Genomic DNA, 13,779 nt, shown 5'->3' on the forward strand with positions numbered 1-13,779 from the left:
TATACTTAATCAATTATATGCAGGAGATAAATCAATGTTAGCGGGTATGCCTTCACTTTCTCATGAGGAACAGCAAGAAGCTGTCGAACGTATTCACAAATTCATGTCGGAAGGAATGAGCAGTGGTGAGGCGATTGCCTTGGTTGCCGCCGAAATCCGTGAGCGGCACCAAGACGATCCGCAAGCCATGCCTATCTTTGAAGACAGTGACTTTGATGACCACGGCGAGTCTGATTATCGCCGTGATGATGAGCCGGATGCCGACGAAATAGAAGACCACTACGAGGGCTAAACCCTTGTTGAGCAACCATTTAAACCCGCAGCGCAGGCGGGTTTATTTATGGGGGCAGGGATTATTTCCCACTGACAACGACGGCCCCGGCGGCGCGTTTCGCCACTTCAATGGCAGTGTCAATATCATCGGCGACAGCCAGCGCCACACCTAAACGCCGTTTCCCGTCAATCTCAGGTTTACCAAAGAGGCGGATTTGCGTATCACCGACCAGCGCGGTTTCCAGACCATGGTAAGCAATATTCTGGCTGGTTAATTCCGGTAAAATAACGGCGGAGGCCGCAGCGCCATACTGGCGAATAGTGCCAATCGGCAGACCGAGAAAGGCGCGCACATGCAAGGCAAACTCAGACATATTTTGTGAAATCAACGTCACCATTCCGGTATCGTGTGGGCGCGGCGAAACTTCGCTGAAAATTACTTCATCACCACAGACAAACAATTCCACGCCAAATAGCCCGTAGCCACCCAGCGCGGTCACCACGCGAGAGGCGATATCTTTTGCCCGCGCCAAGGCGATTTCACTCATCACCTGTGGCTGCCAGGATTCACGGTAATCACCCTCTTCTTGACGGTGACCAATAGGCGCGCAGAAGTGAATGCCATCAACTGCACTGATGGTTAGCAACGTAATTTCAAAATCAAAGCGCACCAATCCTTCAACAATGACTCTACCACCGCCCGCGCGGCCACCTTGCTGTGCATAATCCCATGCAGACTGAAGTTGGTCTTCCTGACGGATCAGGCTCTGACCTTTGCCCGAAGAGCTCATTACCGGTTTAACAATGCACGGATAACCAATCTCATTGACGGCTTGCCGGAAGGCACTCTCGGTATCAGCAAACTGGTAGCTGGAGGTGGGTAATTGCAGTGTTTCTGCGGCCAGACGGCGAATGCCTTCGCGGTTCATGGTCAGGCGAGTGGCTTGTGCACAAGGCACCACGTGCTGGCCCATATTCTCTAATTCGACCAGCATATCAGTGGCAATAGCTTCAATTTCCGGCACGATATAGTGCGGTTTTTCCTGTTCGACTAACTGTTTCAGCGCTGCGCCATCCAACATATTAATCACATGGCTACGATGGGCGACATGCATCGCCGGGGCATCGGCATAGCGATCAACAGCAATCACTTCCAGCCCCAGCCTCTGGCACTCAATAGCCACTTCTTTACCCAGCTCACCAGAGCCAAGCAACATGACACGGGTGGCGTTGGGACGCAGAGCAGTTCCAATAGTCAGCATAGTTAGATACCTACATCAGTGGGAAAATTTTACCGGCGTAGTATAGGATAAATCAGCCACGAAAACGATTGCGTATTCAGGTCGCAACAGTATAGTTCCGGCAATGGCTCCATCTCTGGTATTATCGCGCCAAAATCTTGCGCTTGCCTTCAGGCCATCGCTGCCATTCCATCCAGTTATAAGAGTTACTGCCGTGAGCACAACTTCCTTTTCTTCCCTGACACTGCCTGCTGAGCAGTTGTCCAATCTTAATGAACTTGGCTATACCGAGATGACACCGGTACAAGCCGCAGCGTTACCGGCAATCCTCAATGGGCAGGATGTCCGGGCAAAAGCCAAAACCGGCAGTGGTAAAACCGCGGCCTTTGGTATTGGTTTGCTAGATAAAATTGCCGTCGGCGAATTTGTCACCCAGGCGCTGGTATTGTGCCCAACTCGCGAACTGGCTGATCAGGTTAGCAAAGAGTTACGCCGCTTGGCTCGTTTCACCCAGAATATTAAAATCCTGACACTGTGCGGTGGCCAACCAATGGGCCATCAACTGGACTCTTTGGTGCATGCGCCACATATCGTGGTAGGGACGCCGGGGCGTATTCAGGAACATTTGCGTAAGAAAACGCTGGTACTGGATGACCTCAAGATTTTGGTATTGGATGAAGCCGATCGCATGCTGGACATGGGCTTCACCGATGCCATTGACGATGTGATTGCCTACACTCCACCACAGCGCCAGACTTTATTGTTCTCTGCCACTTATCCGGCGGGTATTGAGCGCATCAGTGCGCGGGTTCAGCGCCAACCCGTCAATGTTGAAGTTGAAGATGGTGATGAAGCACCGGCCATTGAGCAGGTCTTTTTCGAAACCACCCGTGAAAAACGTCTACCTCTGTTGATTGCGGTCCTTAGCCACTATCAGCCAGCTTCTTGCGTGGTGTTCTGTAACACCAAGAAAGATTGCCAAAGTGTGTTTGAAGCCTTGGAATCTCGTGGTATCAGCGTGCTGGCTCTGCATGGTGACTTAGAGCAACGCGACCGTGATCAGGTGTTGGTGCGCTTCTCTAACCGTAGCTGCCGGGTTTTGGTGGCCACAGATGTCGCGGCCCGCGGTCTGGATATTAAAGACTTGGCGTTGGTGGTTAACTTCGAGCTGGCATTTGATCCTGAAGTTCATGTGCACCGCATTGGCCGTACCGGCCGGGCAGGGATGAGTGGTCTGGCCGTGAGTTTGTGTACGCCACAAGAGATGGCTCGCGCCCATGCTATTGAAGATTATCTGCAAATCAAACTGAAATGGACGCCAGCAGAGCAGGTAAGCCGCAGTACGAACGCCATGCTCGAACCTGAAATGGTGACCTTATGTATTGATGGCGGGCGTAAAGCGAAAATTCGGCCAGGGGATATTCTGGGCGCATTAACCGGGGATGCCGGTCTGACTGCGGCGGATGTAGGTAAAATTGATATGTTCCCGGTCCATGCTTATGTTGCGATCCGCAAGGCTTGCGCTAAACGCGCTCTGGCACAGTTGCAGCAAGGCAAGATCAAAGGCAAAAACTGTAAAGCCCGTTTATTAAAATAATCACAGTCGGGCGATGGCGGTTGCATCGTCCCAATAAATCACCTTATACTGTGTTTATGTACAGTAATCTGTAAGTAAAAAGGACGCATATCAATGGCCGTTGAAATAAAATTCGTCGTAGTAAGACAGGGTGAGGAAAAAATGACTTTCACAACCAAAAAAGAAGCCGATGCCTACGATAAAATGTTGGATTTGGCTGACAATTTGTCTGAATGGTTGTCACAAGCGCCATTAACACTTGAAGAAGAACAACGTGAGTCATTGAGCTTCTTCCTTGCAGAGAACAAAGATGCGCTGGGGCAAATTTTGCGTGGCGCCAGCCCGACAACCCCGACAGAGGTGCAGCCGAAAGCCAAAGCAGAAAAGCACCCGCCAGAGAAGAAATCTAAACCTGAAGAAAATCAAGCCGCTTAATCTGCCAACTTTCGGCAGAAAGTGCAAAAGGGATCTAAAATGAATCGTGAAATCACCTTCTTTCGCCGGTTTGAGGCGGATATTCTGGCTGATCGCAAAACGATCACTATCCGGGATAGCAGTGAAGCCGATTTTCGCCCAGGTGAAACCCTGCGCGTATGTCGTAATGAAGACGGCGTATTCTTCTGCAACATCGTGGTCAAGTCTGTCACTCCAGTCACCTTGGATGCACTGTCTGAACGCCATGCTGAGCAAGAAAATATGTCGTTGGATGAGCTGAAAAAAGTGATTAAGGATATCTATCCGGGCTTGGAACAGTTTTATTTGATTGAATTTACTCGGTGTTAATTTAGCGGCATCCATCCTGCTGGTTGGCAATGCGGCCCACTCTGTAACCTACCGTTCAATCATTGTTCCTGCCATAGGATAGAAATAATAATATGTGGAGGAATGATGAGAAAGACAGGAATCGCCTTGATATTGGTCACTGCATTGGCAGGGATTACCCATAGTGTGCAAGCCCAAGAGCCGCGGGTAGCCAAAGTGCCAGCTTGTACCGGTTTAAATCAATCTCAGGTCGCAACGCAGGTTAAACGGGACTTTCTGCAAAACCGCATAACACGTTGGGAAGCCGATAAAAAGCAATTGGGTACTGATAGCCCGGTGGTGTGGATTAGCGCAGTAGACATTACAGGCAAGGATGATGTTTGGCAGGTGCCATTAACCGCCCGTGGCAATAAGGGCGATAAAACCTATCAAGTGGTACTCGACTGCAAAGCGGGCTCCATCACTTATAATGGGCCTCAATAATTTCTATTGAGAAGAATGAATCTCGACTAAACAGGCGCAGGGGCTCACTCTCCTGCGCCTGTTTATTTTTTCACGTCTAAAAGTGGTCTGGTACTTTTTAAACATCTTATTTATCATTTGATTAGCTATCGTTCATTAAATTATAAGCATCTATAGATACTTGGCATCAGCAGGTAATCGTGTCACTCTCGCGCTAACGAACACAGATGGATAACTCAACTAATGACCAGACCGCCAAAGGCAGATAAACGCCCTTATCCAATAACAATACACGGTGATACTCGTACAGATGATTATTATTGGTTACGTGATGATGAGCGCACAGACGCTGATGTTCTGAACTATTTACAAGCTGAGAATGAGTTTACTGAGGCGGTTTTAAAACCGCAGCAGCCGCTACGCGAAACCCTCTATCAGGAGATGGTTTCCCGCATTCCGCCGCAGGAAGAGTCCGTTCCCTATACGCGCAATGGCTACCGCTACCAAACACGTTTTGAGCCGGGCAATGAATATGCCATTTATGTGCGCCAGCCGGTTTGGGCTGATAGCAGTTGGGAAACACTGTTGGATGGTAACCAGCGCGCGGCAGATAGCGAGTTTTATACCTTGGGTGGGCTGGATGTCAGCCCGGATAACCAACTGCTGGCGGTGGCTGAGGATTTCTTATCACGTCGTCAATATGATATTCGGGTTAAGCATTTACAAAGTGATACCTGGCACGAAGAAGTCATCAGTAATACGTCGGGTAATTTTGAGTGGGCGAATGATTCCAAAACGCTGTATTACGTGCGTAAGCATGAAAAAACATTGTTGCCTTATCAGGTTTATCGCCATGTTGTGGGGACCGACCCTAAGTTAGACCAGCTGATTTATCAGGAAACTGACGATACCTTCTATGTTGGCTTGGAAAAGACCACTTCTGAGCGTTTTATTGTCATCCACCTGAGCAGCACTACAACGTCTGAAATTTTATTGCTGGATGCCGATCAACCCGAACCAGTACCGCAGATGTTTGCGCCTCGCCGTAAAGATCATGAATATGGTTTAGATCACTATAAGCAGCATTTTTATATTCGCTCAAATAAAGATGGCAAGAATTTCGGTCTGTACCAAATCGCCGAAGCAGGGCATGTGCAATCTGACTTTGCTGATGAATCGCAATGGATCTCATTAATTGCGCCAAGAACTGATGTGATGTTGGAAGGGTTCAGCCTATTCCGCGACTGGCTGGTGGTGGAGGAACGCAGTGAAGGGCTGACACATCTGCGACAAATTCATTGGGTCACCCATGAAGAGAAATCCATTACTTTTGATGACCCGACTTATGTCACCTGGCTGGCGTATAACCCAGAGCCGGAAACTGAACTGCTACGCTATGGCTACTCTTCCATGACCACGCCGAGTTCCATGTATGAACTGAATATGGACACCGGTGCTCGTCAGTTGCTTAAACAGCAAGAAGTGAAAAATTTCACCCCGGAAAAGTATCGCAGCGAGCGAATTTGGGTTACCGCATCAGATGGCGTCAAAGTCCCGGTCTCTCTGGTTTATCACCGCGAGCACTTTGTCTCAGGCCATAATCCATTGTTGGTCTATGGTTACGGCTCCTATGGTAGCAGTATGGACCCGGCATTCAGCGGCAGTCGGTTAAGTCTATTGGATCGCGGTTTTGTCTTTGCACTGGCACATATTCGCGGCCGTGGTGAGTTGGGCCAGCAGTGGTATGAAGATGGCAAATTGCTTAATAAGTTAAATACCTTTAGCGACTTTATTGATGTCACCAAAACCTTGGTTGCTGAAGGTTATGGTGATGCTGACCGCGTCTTCGCCATGGGCGGCAGTGCCGGAGGCTTGCTGATGGGGGCGATAATCAATCAGGCTCCTGAATTATATAAAGGTATTGTCGCGCAAGTGCCATTTGTTGATGTGGTCACCACCATGTTGGATGAATCTATCCCTCTGACCACTGGCGAATATGACGAGTGGGGTAATCCGAACGATAAGACTTATTACGATTATATTAAGCAATATAGCCCATATGATCAGGTCAAAGCTCAAGACTACCCGCATATGCTGGTCACCACCGGTTTGCATGACTCCCAGGTGCAATATTGGGAGCCAGCGAAATGGGTCGCCAAACTGCGTGAATTGAAGACAGATGACCATCAGTTACTGCTTTATACTGATATGGATTCAGGGCATGGCGGAAAATCAGGGCGTTTTAAAGCTTATGAAGATATTGCCTTGGAATATGCATTCATACTGGCTTTGGCATAATCTCACATAGAACATTACGCCAGGTAATGTGTCAGCGTATGGCGCATATCTGGCGTAAGGTCAGAGATTGACGCTAACATCCAGCGCAGATAGTCCGGATCTTCTCGGGCTATCTGTTCAATACTCTTCCCGCGATACTTCCCAAATTTAAAGGTCTGCAATAACAGCGGTTGCTGGGTTAGCTCCACCATTTGCTCGGCATTCCACCCAGAGTCTTGCATGATACGCTGTAACAGCGCGGCGGTGACATAACAGTCATATAAAGCGCGGTGTGGGTAGAGGTTATCCGGTACTGAAACATTCAGGCGCAAAGCGTAACGCAGATATTGATTGCTGTGCTTAATATCAGGATAAAGCATCCGTGCCAGCTTAAGAGTACAAATCCATTGGCCGCCCATCTCGGGTAACACGCCACGATCGAAGGGGGCATTATGGGCAACATAGTAAGGGCTGCCTTGATACTTCCTCACCGCCACAGCAATCCGTGGTTTGCCCTCCACCATATCCTCAGTGATATGGTGAATGACCATAGCATCAATACTGATTGGCCTATCAGGGCTGACCAGGTCACTCATAGGGTTGCTCAATACCCCATCAACCACATCAACAGATGCAATTTCGACGATGCCGCCCTCTAAGCCGCAGGTCTCAGTATCAATGACACGAAAGTACATGCTTACCTCCTGTAATCCTTAAATATTAGCAACAAAAAACCCGCCTATCGTGGCGGGTTGACTAACGAGACGAAAAATCCGTTATTCTGCGCTAGTGGAAGATGATTTCTTAGCGCGTTTCTCAGCTTTTTTCTCAGCTGGCGTTTTTAGTGGCTTTTTCTTCGCGTTCTTTTTGCTGTCCATTCCCTTACTCATGGCTTGCCTCTCTTTACCTTCGGTTAGGTTGGTACGCACTCCTATTAACCACCTTATGAGCGCGAGTTGCAAGGGAAGAAAGCATCACTATGATTAATGTATTGTTTAGCAAGAGTATTATTAAACCTTAATCTCTCTTATTAGTGTTTAATACTTGTTATTTTGTGATGCTACTTCTAAAAACTCATTGAGATATGGTGCAATTATCGCCAGTTGATGGAATTAATTGACTGATTGGCGTAAATGTCATGTTTTATCGTTGACCCTGCGTGCTGTATAGGCTTTGATAACTTTAATGTCTTAACAAACATGGAAAAATAATGGAACAGTTACGTGGGCTTTATCCAGCGTATGAACCTTACGACAGTGGCTTGTTAGACACAGGCGACGGTCACCAGATTTACTGGGAACTGTGTGGCAACCCGGAGGGTAAACCTGCGGTATTTATCCATGGTGGCCCCGGTGGTGGGATTGCGCCGTATCACCGGCAGCTTTTCAACCCCACAAAATACAAAGTTTTGTTGTTTGATCAGCGTGGATGCGGGCGTTCAAAACCTCACGCCAGTCTGGATAACAACACGACCTGGCATTTAGTCGATGATATCGAGCGGCTACGTAAAATGGCTGGTGTCGATAAGTGGCTGATATTCGGTGGTTCTTGGGGATCGACACTCGCATTAGCTTACGGCGAGACCCATCCCGACCGGGTCAGTGAGATGGTGTTGCGTGGGATATTCACTCTGCGCAAAAAAGAGCTGTATTGGTATTATCAGGATGGCGCTTCACGTTTCTTCCCAGACAAATGGCAACGGGTGCTCTCTATTTTGTCGCCAGAAGAGCAGGGTGATGTAATTGCCGCTTATCGTCAACGCCTGACATCACCGGACAAGGCTGTGCAGCTCGAGGCGGCTAAAATTTGGAGCTTATGGGAAGGCGAGACTGTCACTCTGTTACCCACCAAGAGTTCGGCTTCTTTCGGTGAAGATGACTTTGCGCTAGCTTTTGCCCGCATTGAGAATCACTACTTCACCCATATGGGCTTTTTGGATAGCGATAACCAGCTACTGGATAACGTGACACGTATTCGCCATATTCCTGCGGTTATTATTCACGGCCGCTATGATATGGCTTGTCAGCCACAGAATGCGTGGGATTTAGCCCAAGCCTGGCCGGAGGCTGAATTGCATCTGGTTGAAGGGGCAGGGCACTCCTTTGATGAACCGGGGATCTTGCATCAGTTGATTCTGGCAACGGATAAGTTTGCGCGTAAATCCTAGCACTTCATCTGATTAACTCCCGCAGAGCCAGCTTTGCGGGAGCATTTTGTTCATCACTTCATCTTCGGCTCATACGGCAAGCGAGAGAATTTATTCGATTCGCTACGGTAATGCGCCAAACGCTGCAAAAAGTAGTCGCGCAGCTCGTCTGGTTGCTCCCTTGCCACCATTTCAGGGATCACCGGCATATTGTAGCGCTCTTTAAATGCGACCCCTGAAGCGGCCAGATCAACGTTCATTTTTGCTGTTTCTTCGTCAGAAAGCTCTGCCAAATTATATCCCATTCTTTTCTCCTTCTTGGCTGGTGGGAGGTTATGGCGCAAAAGGTAATGCAGACGGTCGTGATTGGCAAGTGGCGAGGATTATCAAGCATGTCTATTTCTAAACTTTCAGCCGGAAATTATATTCACCTTCAGGCGAAAGACTTATTTTCATTTAATTAATCCTCAAATAGGAATCATTCTTTTTAGTATTTGCACGGTAATGATAATGATTACTATAATAATTAAACAAACCCAGCTAGATTTATTTTTTTTGTTTAAAATCATTGTGTTAATTGATTGTCTTATTTTTATAAAGTATTAATGTGAATAGGGTGTTCTTATTTTGTTTTTAACTTGGCATAATACGCCAAGTTAATCGTTGCTTACCTGCATTATAAATATTAGGGAATCATTTATGTTGAAGACAGAAATGGCACAAAAGCTCAATGAGCAGCTGAATCTAGAATTTTACTCTGCCAATCTTTATTTGCAGATGAGTGCCTGGTGCAGCGATAAAGGGTTTGAAGGTGCGGCGGCATTTTTAAAAGAGCATTCTCAGGAAGAGATGCAACATATGCAACGTTTGTTTGAATACCTCAGCGGCACGGGTTCTATGCCGGTGTTGGGTACCATCACTGCGCCGCCAATCGATTTTGCGTCATTGGCGGATGTATTCAAATTGACTTATGAGCATGAGCAACTGATCACGACTCAAATCAACGAGCTTGCCCATGTAGCAATGACCACTCACGACTACTCGACATTCAATTTCCTGCAATGGTATGTGGCTGAACAGCATGAAGAAGAAAAACTGTTCAAATCTATTCTGGATAAATTGGCACTGGTGGGTAATAGCGGTAACTCATTGTTCTTTGTTGATAAAGATTTGAAAACAATGGCGGCTCAGAGCCACATTCAGGCTTAATACTTGGCTTGATTAGCACTGACAGACTATTTGCCGCAGTTTCTGATTCCCACTGGTGGAACTCGGAGCTGCGGTTTTCGTTGTAACCGCATGATATTTATCCGCACTCCTTCCTCTCATTTTATTGTTTCGTGCTAATAACGAGTTGTTTAGCTATGGTTTCTCGACTTGCCATATTCAAATCGTTATCATTTGCAATAACAACAAAAGCTCGTGAGCTTAATAGCTGTTCGACAATTGGTGATATTTCAATCGCCATTCAGAATTTGGCGTTTTATTTTGTGTCCTACCTCACAGGTAGTGCAATTCACTGGAAGTGATAGGGGTTCACGCTGCCAATATAGGATATGGTTGGTAGCAGATTGATTATTCTCCCCCATCGATTAAGGGACATTATGTTTATTCGTAAAGTACGTTCTTCTTGCCGCATGCTGTCGGCGCTTATTGTGTTGTTTGTTGGATTATCCAGCCAGCAAGCGCTGGCCCACGCACATTTAAAAATTGAGTCACCTGCCGCCGATACCACCATAGGTTCAGCGCCGGAAGCCCTGACATTGGGGTTCTCTGAAGGAATTGAGCTGAATTTCAGTGGTGTGAAAGTGACTGGCCCGGATAATGATGTGGTAAAAACCGGTGAGCTAAAATTAGACCCAGTCAATAATACGCAATTGATTTTACCAATTGATGATGCGTTAAAAGCAGGAAAATATAACGTTTCATGGCATGTCGTCTCTGTTGATGGCCATAAAACTAAAGGCACATACAGCTTCACAGTGAAATAATATGTCTCTGGCGACTCTATTCGTTCTGTGTCGCTTTCTGCACTTTTTGGCGGTGATGTTGATGTTTGGCATCAGTATTTTCACCGCCTTATTAGCACCAGACCGTTTTTCTTCGATACTCAAACCGCGTTTATCGCCTCTGCTTATCTTCAGTACCTTTCTGGGGCTAGCTTCTGCTGTCGGACTTTTGGCGATTCAAGCCGGTATGATGGGGGATGGCTGGGCCGATACCTACCGACTGAGTGTTTGGTGGGCAGTATTTGGCACCCGCTTTGGTCAGATATGGCAATGGCATCTTGGCCTATCCATCTTGAGCATGTGGATCGTATTGCTGGGTTCAACCCGTATTTATTACCGGTTAATGGCCGGGTGTTCCACTGTATTACTGGCAAGTCTGGCTTTTACCGGGCATGCGGCGATGCACGATGGTGCCTTGGGATGGATTCATCAAATCAATCAAGTGATACATTTACTCAGCGCGGGTTATTGGCTGGGATGTCTGCCACCACTCTTAATTTGTCTTGCTTATACCCGCCATAGTGATGTGAAACGCGAAGCTATCACGACATTGATTCGCTTTTCCAGTTGGGGGCATTTAGCGGTAACCTTGGTTTTAGTGACCGGTATTATTAACAGCATTATTATACTGCGGGAGACCTCTTTAACATTAACATCCACCTATCAGATGTTATTGCTCTGCAAAGTAATATTGGTGTTATTCATGATTGTTGTCGCACTGATTAACCGCTATTGGATTGTCCCAATGCTGCGAAGGTTGCCGGTGAAAGGCCACTATTGGCTGGTGGTTAACAGCTGCGTCGAGATAATCCTTGGTGCAGGGGTACTGCTGTTGGTCAGTATTTTTGCCACGATGGCACCGGTATAGGGCGGGATAGATCTAACAAACAGCGCCAGCAAGCTTGCATCCACGCCTCACTATGAGAGAAAATCTAAATAATCAGTTAATTAAGGGTAATTAAGATGAAGGGTTTTGTGCTGACGTTGTCGTTACTCATGTTATCCGCTAACGCTATTGCTGCCGGAAAGATTATCACGGTCAGCAAGTTTGAGTTTGGCAAACAATGGGCATTTAATCGCGAAGAAGTGATGCTGGAATGCCGCTCCGGTAATGCCTTATTTGTGATAAATCCAAGCACACTAGCGCAGTATCCGCTAAATGATATTGCGACTGAACAGATGAAGTCGGGTCATGTTCTGGCAAAACCATTAGATATTCTGCTGTTGGATGACAGCCAAAAACCGGGTCAAAAGATGAGTCTGGAGCCTTTCCAGCAACGCGCCATGACATTGTGTCAAAAGTAAACCCGAGCACAGAGCCGGGGTATTTAGCGGTATTAGCCTATGTTTAACAGATAATTATCTTCTTCGGCATAAGCACTAACTTTCCCTCACTCAAATTAGTTTATAGCCGTTATTAATTACTTCTGCTGCTAAGTTGGCGAAACACATGTACTCGACTACGCTTAAGGAGTACGGCTGAATAAGCCTACGTTAATGCCAACTTTTAGCGCACGGCTCTCTCCCAAGAGCCATTTCCCTAGACCGAATATAGGAATCGTATTCGGTCTTTTTTTAATGCTTTGATTTATATGGTTTTATTTTTCAACAAACGAAAATAAACGAAATATCCACGAAATCCTATATCCGGCCTAAATTTCTACCCACTCATTTTTACGTGAATCAAGGTATACATTCGTCATTTTCATCGACTTGTGGCCGAGTAATTTCTGAGCAAATTCTTTACTGTATTCTGCCTCATAGAGCCGTGAGGCCAGGCTGCGAATTTCATGAAAGCTGGGAGGGGATATTTCATAAACTAGATCGGTAGCCTTCAATGCTTTAACAAATGCTTTAGTGAGTGAGTCGGCATTTAATGCGCCGGGTTCGCGACCAGATTTTTTACTGGCAGAACTAATAAGATATTCACTCTTACTATTATTTAGACACTGCTCAATAACCTCACCAACAGTGGTATTCATTATTTCCAGTCGTAGTGAGAGTGAGATAGCAATTTGATTACCGGTCTTACCTTGTATTACCCACAGTTTTCCATCATGCACATCACCTCTTTTTAATTGTCGGATATCATCCCGGCGCTGCCCGGTCATTAATGCCAGAGCCATGCTGAGTGATACCCATTTGGGTTGCTGCAATGCTGCTAATTGAATCTTACGAAAAGCATCATAGTCGAGCCGTTCCCGCTTAACTTTTGGTGATGGGGTACGCGTAGCCTCCACAGGGTTACTGCTAATTAATCCATCAGCGATGGCCTCTCTAAACACATCGGATAAGACAGACCGTAAATTAACCGCCATTGAACTCTTACCCTCATCGACATAGGCATTAATAAAATCCGCAATATGCTTTGTGGTAATGGCATCAATCTGCATTTTGCCAAATTTCTGATTGATGTAACCAATCTGAAGTATCCGCATTTTCATTGTATTTTCAGCTAACTCCCGGCGGTATAGTAACTTGGTATAATGTTTCAGCCAGGTAGATACTGAATTCACATTGAGATCTATAGAGGTAGGGGCTGGAGCCTGAAGCCGCTCCAGCAAAGCAACAGGCTGAAAATTTGATTCAATATAATTATTCGCTTGAATTGCTTGAGAGATAGCATCTCTACGGGCGATTTGCCCCAAAGGGATCTCTTTTCCTGTGAGTGGATTTCGCCAATAATAAGATTTGTAATATCGCCGATATGTCAGATTTTTTGGCAAATTGGCATCATATCTTTTTGGCCGCTTTGCCATGAATTATCCTCTCTATCAGTGATGAACTTGTGCTGGATGATGTCTTAAGTATTTCTTTAGCCAGTCGGTAGCTTTTGGGTTGAATATAAATAGCTCCCGGCCTCACTCGATATTCACGCCCATGCTTTTCAGGGGCAGGGTAAATATTGCCACCTCGCGCCCAGCGTTGGAGTGTCTGGGGTGTTGGTTGCTTACTGCGGTAGGTTTCTTCCGCCCACTCTTCTAGTGTCAGTAGTTTGGTCATTGGTCTTTCCTCAGTAGAAAAGGGCGCAGC

17 protein-coding genes are annotated in these 13,779 nt (G+C 46.6%); 11 read left to right on the forward strand and 6 right to left on the reverse strand.

Annotated elements, in window-relative coordinates:
• Positions 1 to 34: 34 nt before the first annotated feature.
• A complete protein-coding gene (locus FTA96_RS16985) occupies positions 35 to 292 on the forward strand; it encodes a YoaH family protein (protein ID WP_050109129.1) in 258 nt (85 codons plus the stop codon).
• Positions 293 to 353: 61 nt separating this feature from the next.
• Here the strand turns inward: FTA96_RS16985 and purT are convergent, their stop codons facing one another.
• A complete protein-coding gene (purT, locus tag FTA96_RS16990) occupies positions 354 to 1,535 on the reverse strand; it encodes a formate-dependent phosphoribosylglycinamide formyltransferase (protein ID WP_050109130.1) in 1,182 nt (393 codons plus the stop codon).
• 193 nt (positions 1,536 to 1,728) lie between these two features.
• Between purT and dbpA the strand changes: the two genes are divergently transcribed.
• The 5 genes from dbpA (at position 1,729) to FTA96_RS17015 (ending at position 6,612) form a co-directional block, all read left to right on the forward strand.
• A complete protein-coding gene (gene dbpA / locus FTA96_RS16995) occupies positions 1,729 to 3,111 on the forward strand; it encodes an ATP-dependent RNA helicase DbpA (protein WP_050109131.1) in 1,383 nt (460 codons plus the stop codon).
• A gap of 93 nt (positions 3,112 to 3,204) precedes the next feature.
• The gene (locus tag FTA96_RS17000; protein ID WP_050121126.1) at positions 3,205 to 3,525 is read left to right on the forward strand and encodes a YebG family protein; all 321 of its coding nucleotides are present in this window, start codon (positions 3,205 to 3,207) and stop codon (positions 3,523 to 3,525) included.
• 39 nt (positions 3,526 to 3,564) lie between these two features.
• A complete protein-coding gene (gene yqfB / locus FTA96_RS17005; protein WP_050109133.1) occupies positions 3,565 to 3,873 on the forward strand; it encodes a N(4)-acetylcytidine aminohydrolase in 309 nt (102 codons plus the stop codon).
• A gap of 105 nt (positions 3,874 to 3,978) precedes the next feature.
• Positions 3,979 to 4,335, forward strand: coding sequence for a protein YebF (gene yebF, locus FTA96_RS17010; protein WP_050109134.1), 357 nt, complete (start codon positions 3,979 to 3,981; stop codon positions 4,333 to 4,335).
• Between the two features lie 222 nt (positions 4,336 to 4,557).
• Positions 4,558 to 6,612 carry a S9 family peptidase gene (locus tag FTA96_RS17015; RefSeq protein WP_145574355.1) on the forward strand — a complete coding sequence of 685 codons (2,055 nt, stop codon included), beginning with the start codon at positions 4,558 to 4,560 and terminating at the stop codon, positions 6,610 to 6,612.
• 14 nt (positions 6,613 to 6,626) lie between these two features.
• On the opposite strand, the gene exoX is transcribed toward FTA96_RS17015, so the two are convergent.
• Both exoX and FTA96_RS23310 read right to left on the reverse strand, forming a co-directional pair.
• Positions 6,627 to 7,286 (reverse strand): exodeoxyribonuclease X, encoded by a 660-nt coding sequence (exoX, locus tag FTA96_RS17020; protein ID WP_145574357.1) that lies wholly within the window; start codon positions 7,284 to 7,286, stop codon positions 6,627 to 6,629.
• 81 nt (positions 7,287 to 7,367) lie between these two features.
• Complete coding sequence (locus tag FTA96_RS23310; RefSeq protein WP_155410770.1) at positions 7,368 to 7,520, reverse strand: hypothetical protein; 153 nt, start codon at positions 7,518 to 7,520, stop codon at positions 7,368 to 7,370.
• A 281-nt stretch (positions 7,521 to 7,801) separates the two neighbouring features.
• Between FTA96_RS23310 and pip the strand changes: the two genes are divergently transcribed.
• On the forward strand, positions 7,802 to 8,758 hold the full coding sequence (gene pip / locus FTA96_RS17025; protein ID WP_050121131.1) for a prolyl aminopeptidase: 957 nt from the start codon (positions 7,802 to 7,804) through the stop codon (positions 8,756 to 8,758).
• 53 nt (positions 8,759 to 8,811) lie between these two features.
• Here the strand turns inward: pip and FTA96_RS17030 are convergent, their stop codons facing one another.
• Complete coding sequence (locus FTA96_RS17030) at positions 8,812 to 9,042, reverse strand: DNA polymerase III subunit theta (protein WP_050135401.1); 231 nt, start codon at positions 9,040 to 9,042, stop codon at positions 8,812 to 8,814.
• A gap of 394 nt (positions 9,043 to 9,436) precedes the next feature.
• On the opposite strand from FTA96_RS17030, the gene ftnA reads away from it, so the two are divergent.
• The 4 genes from ftnA to FTA96_RS17050 all read left to right on the forward strand — a co-directional run bounded on the left by ftnA (position 9,437) and on the right by FTA96_RS17050 (position 12,051).
• The gene (gene ftnA / locus FTA96_RS17035; RefSeq protein ID WP_050109139.1) at positions 9,437 to 9,946 is read left to right on the forward strand and encodes a non-heme ferritin; all 510 of its coding nucleotides are present in this window, start codon (positions 9,437 to 9,439) and stop codon (positions 9,944 to 9,946) included.
• A gap of 395 nt (positions 9,947 to 10,341) precedes the next feature.
• On the forward strand, positions 10,342 to 10,728 hold the full coding sequence (gene yobA / locus FTA96_RS17040; protein ID WP_004709445.1) for a CopC domain-containing protein YobA: 387 nt from the start codon (positions 10,342 to 10,344) through the stop codon (positions 10,726 to 10,728).
• Position 10,729: 1 nt separating this feature from the next.
• The gene (copD, locus tag FTA96_RS17045) at positions 10,730 to 11,614 is read left to right on the forward strand and encodes a copper homeostasis membrane protein CopD (RefSeq protein ID WP_050152220.1); all 885 of its coding nucleotides are present in this window, start codon (positions 10,730 to 10,732) and stop codon (positions 11,612 to 11,614) included.
• 95 nt (positions 11,615 to 11,709) lie between these two features.
• On the forward strand, positions 11,710 to 12,051 hold the full coding sequence (locus FTA96_RS17050; protein ID WP_050146200.1) for a YebY family protein: 342 nt from the start codon (positions 11,710 to 11,712) through the stop codon (positions 12,049 to 12,051).
• Between the two features lie 347 nt (positions 12,052 to 12,398).
• Here FTA96_RS17050 and FTA96_RS17055 read toward each other — a convergent pair whose 3' ends face one another.
• Together FTA96_RS17055 and FTA96_RS17060 are read right to left on the reverse strand one after the other, a co-directional pair.
• Complete coding sequence (locus FTA96_RS17055; protein WP_186372885.1) at positions 12,399 to 13,505, reverse strand: site-specific integrase; 1,107 nt, start codon at positions 13,503 to 13,505, stop codon at positions 12,399 to 12,401.
• Positions 13,480 to 13,749 carry an excisionase gene (locus tag FTA96_RS17060; protein WP_145574359.1) on the reverse strand — a complete coding sequence of 90 codons (270 nt, stop codon included), beginning with the start codon at positions 13,747 to 13,749 and terminating at the stop codon, positions 13,480 to 13,482. Before FTA96_RS17060 ends, FTA96_RS17055 begins: the two co-directional genes overlap by 26 nt.
• Positions 13,750 to 13,779 lie beyond the last annotated feature (30 nt).

The organism is Yersinia alsatica, from assembly GCF_902170305.1.
GTDB lineage: Bacteria > Pseudomonadota > Gammaproteobacteria > Enterobacterales > Enterobacteriaceae > Yersinia > Yersinia alsatica.

What these genes read in the sequence shown, in the direction of transcription:
- FTA96_RS16985 (WP_050109129.1), top strand. Translation starts at nt 35, where the DNA reads ATGTTAGCGGGTATGCCTTCACTTTCTCATGAGGAACAGCAAGAAGCT.
- purT (WP_050109130.1), bottom strand. Translation starts at nt 1,535, where the DNA reads ATGCTGACTATTGGAACTGCTCTGCGTCCCAACGCCACCCGTGTCATG.
- FTA96_RS17000 (WP_050121126.1), top strand. Translation starts at nt 3,205, where the DNA reads ATGGCCGTTGAAATAAAATTCGTCGTAGTAAGACAGGGTGAGGAAAAA.
- yqfB (WP_050109133.1), top strand. Translation starts at nt 3,565, where the DNA reads ATGAATCGTGAAATCACCTTCTTTCGCCGGTTTGAGGCGGATATTCTG.
- yebF (WP_050109134.1), top strand. Translation starts at nt 3,979, where the DNA reads ATGAGAAAGACAGGAATCGCCTTGATATTGGTCACTGCATTGGCAGGG.
- FTA96_RS17015 (WP_145574355.1), top strand. Translation starts at nt 4,558, where the DNA reads ATGACCAGACCGCCAAAGGCAGATAAACGCCCTTATCCAATAACAATA.
- exoX (WP_145574357.1), bottom strand. Translation starts at nt 7,286, where the DNA reads ATGTACTTTCGTGTCATTGATACTGAGACCTGCGGCTTAGAGGGCGGC.
- pip (WP_050121131.1), top strand. Translation starts at nt 7,802, where the DNA reads ATGGAACAGTTACGTGGGCTTTATCCAGCGTATGAACCTTACGACAGT.
- FTA96_RS17030 (WP_050135401.1), bottom strand. Translation starts at nt 9,042, where the DNA reads ATGGGATATAATTTGGCAGAGCTTTCTGACGAAGAAACAGCAAAAATG.
- ftnA (WP_050109139.1), top strand. Translation starts at nt 9,437, where the DNA reads ATGTTGAAGACAGAAATGGCACAAAAGCTCAATGAGCAGCTGAATCTA.
- yobA (WP_004709445.1), top strand. Translation starts at nt 10,342, where the DNA reads ATGTTTATTCGTAAAGTACGTTCTTCTTGCCGCATGCTGTCGGCGCTT.
- copD (WP_050152220.1), top strand. Translation starts at nt 10,730, where the DNA reads ATGTCTCTGGCGACTCTATTCGTTCTGTGTCGCTTTCTGCACTTTTTG.
- FTA96_RS17050 (WP_050146200.1), top strand. Translation starts at nt 11,710, where the DNA reads ATGAAGGGTTTTGTGCTGACGTTGTCGTTACTCATGTTATCCGCTAAC.
- FTA96_RS17055 (WP_186372885.1), bottom strand. Translation starts at nt 13,505, where the DNA reads ATGGCAAAGCGGCCAAAAAGATATGATGCCAATTTGCCAAAAAATCTG.
- FTA96_RS17060 (WP_145574359.1), bottom strand. Translation starts at nt 13,749, where the DNA reads ATGACCAAACTACTGACACTAGAAGAGTGGGCGGAAGAAACCTACCGC.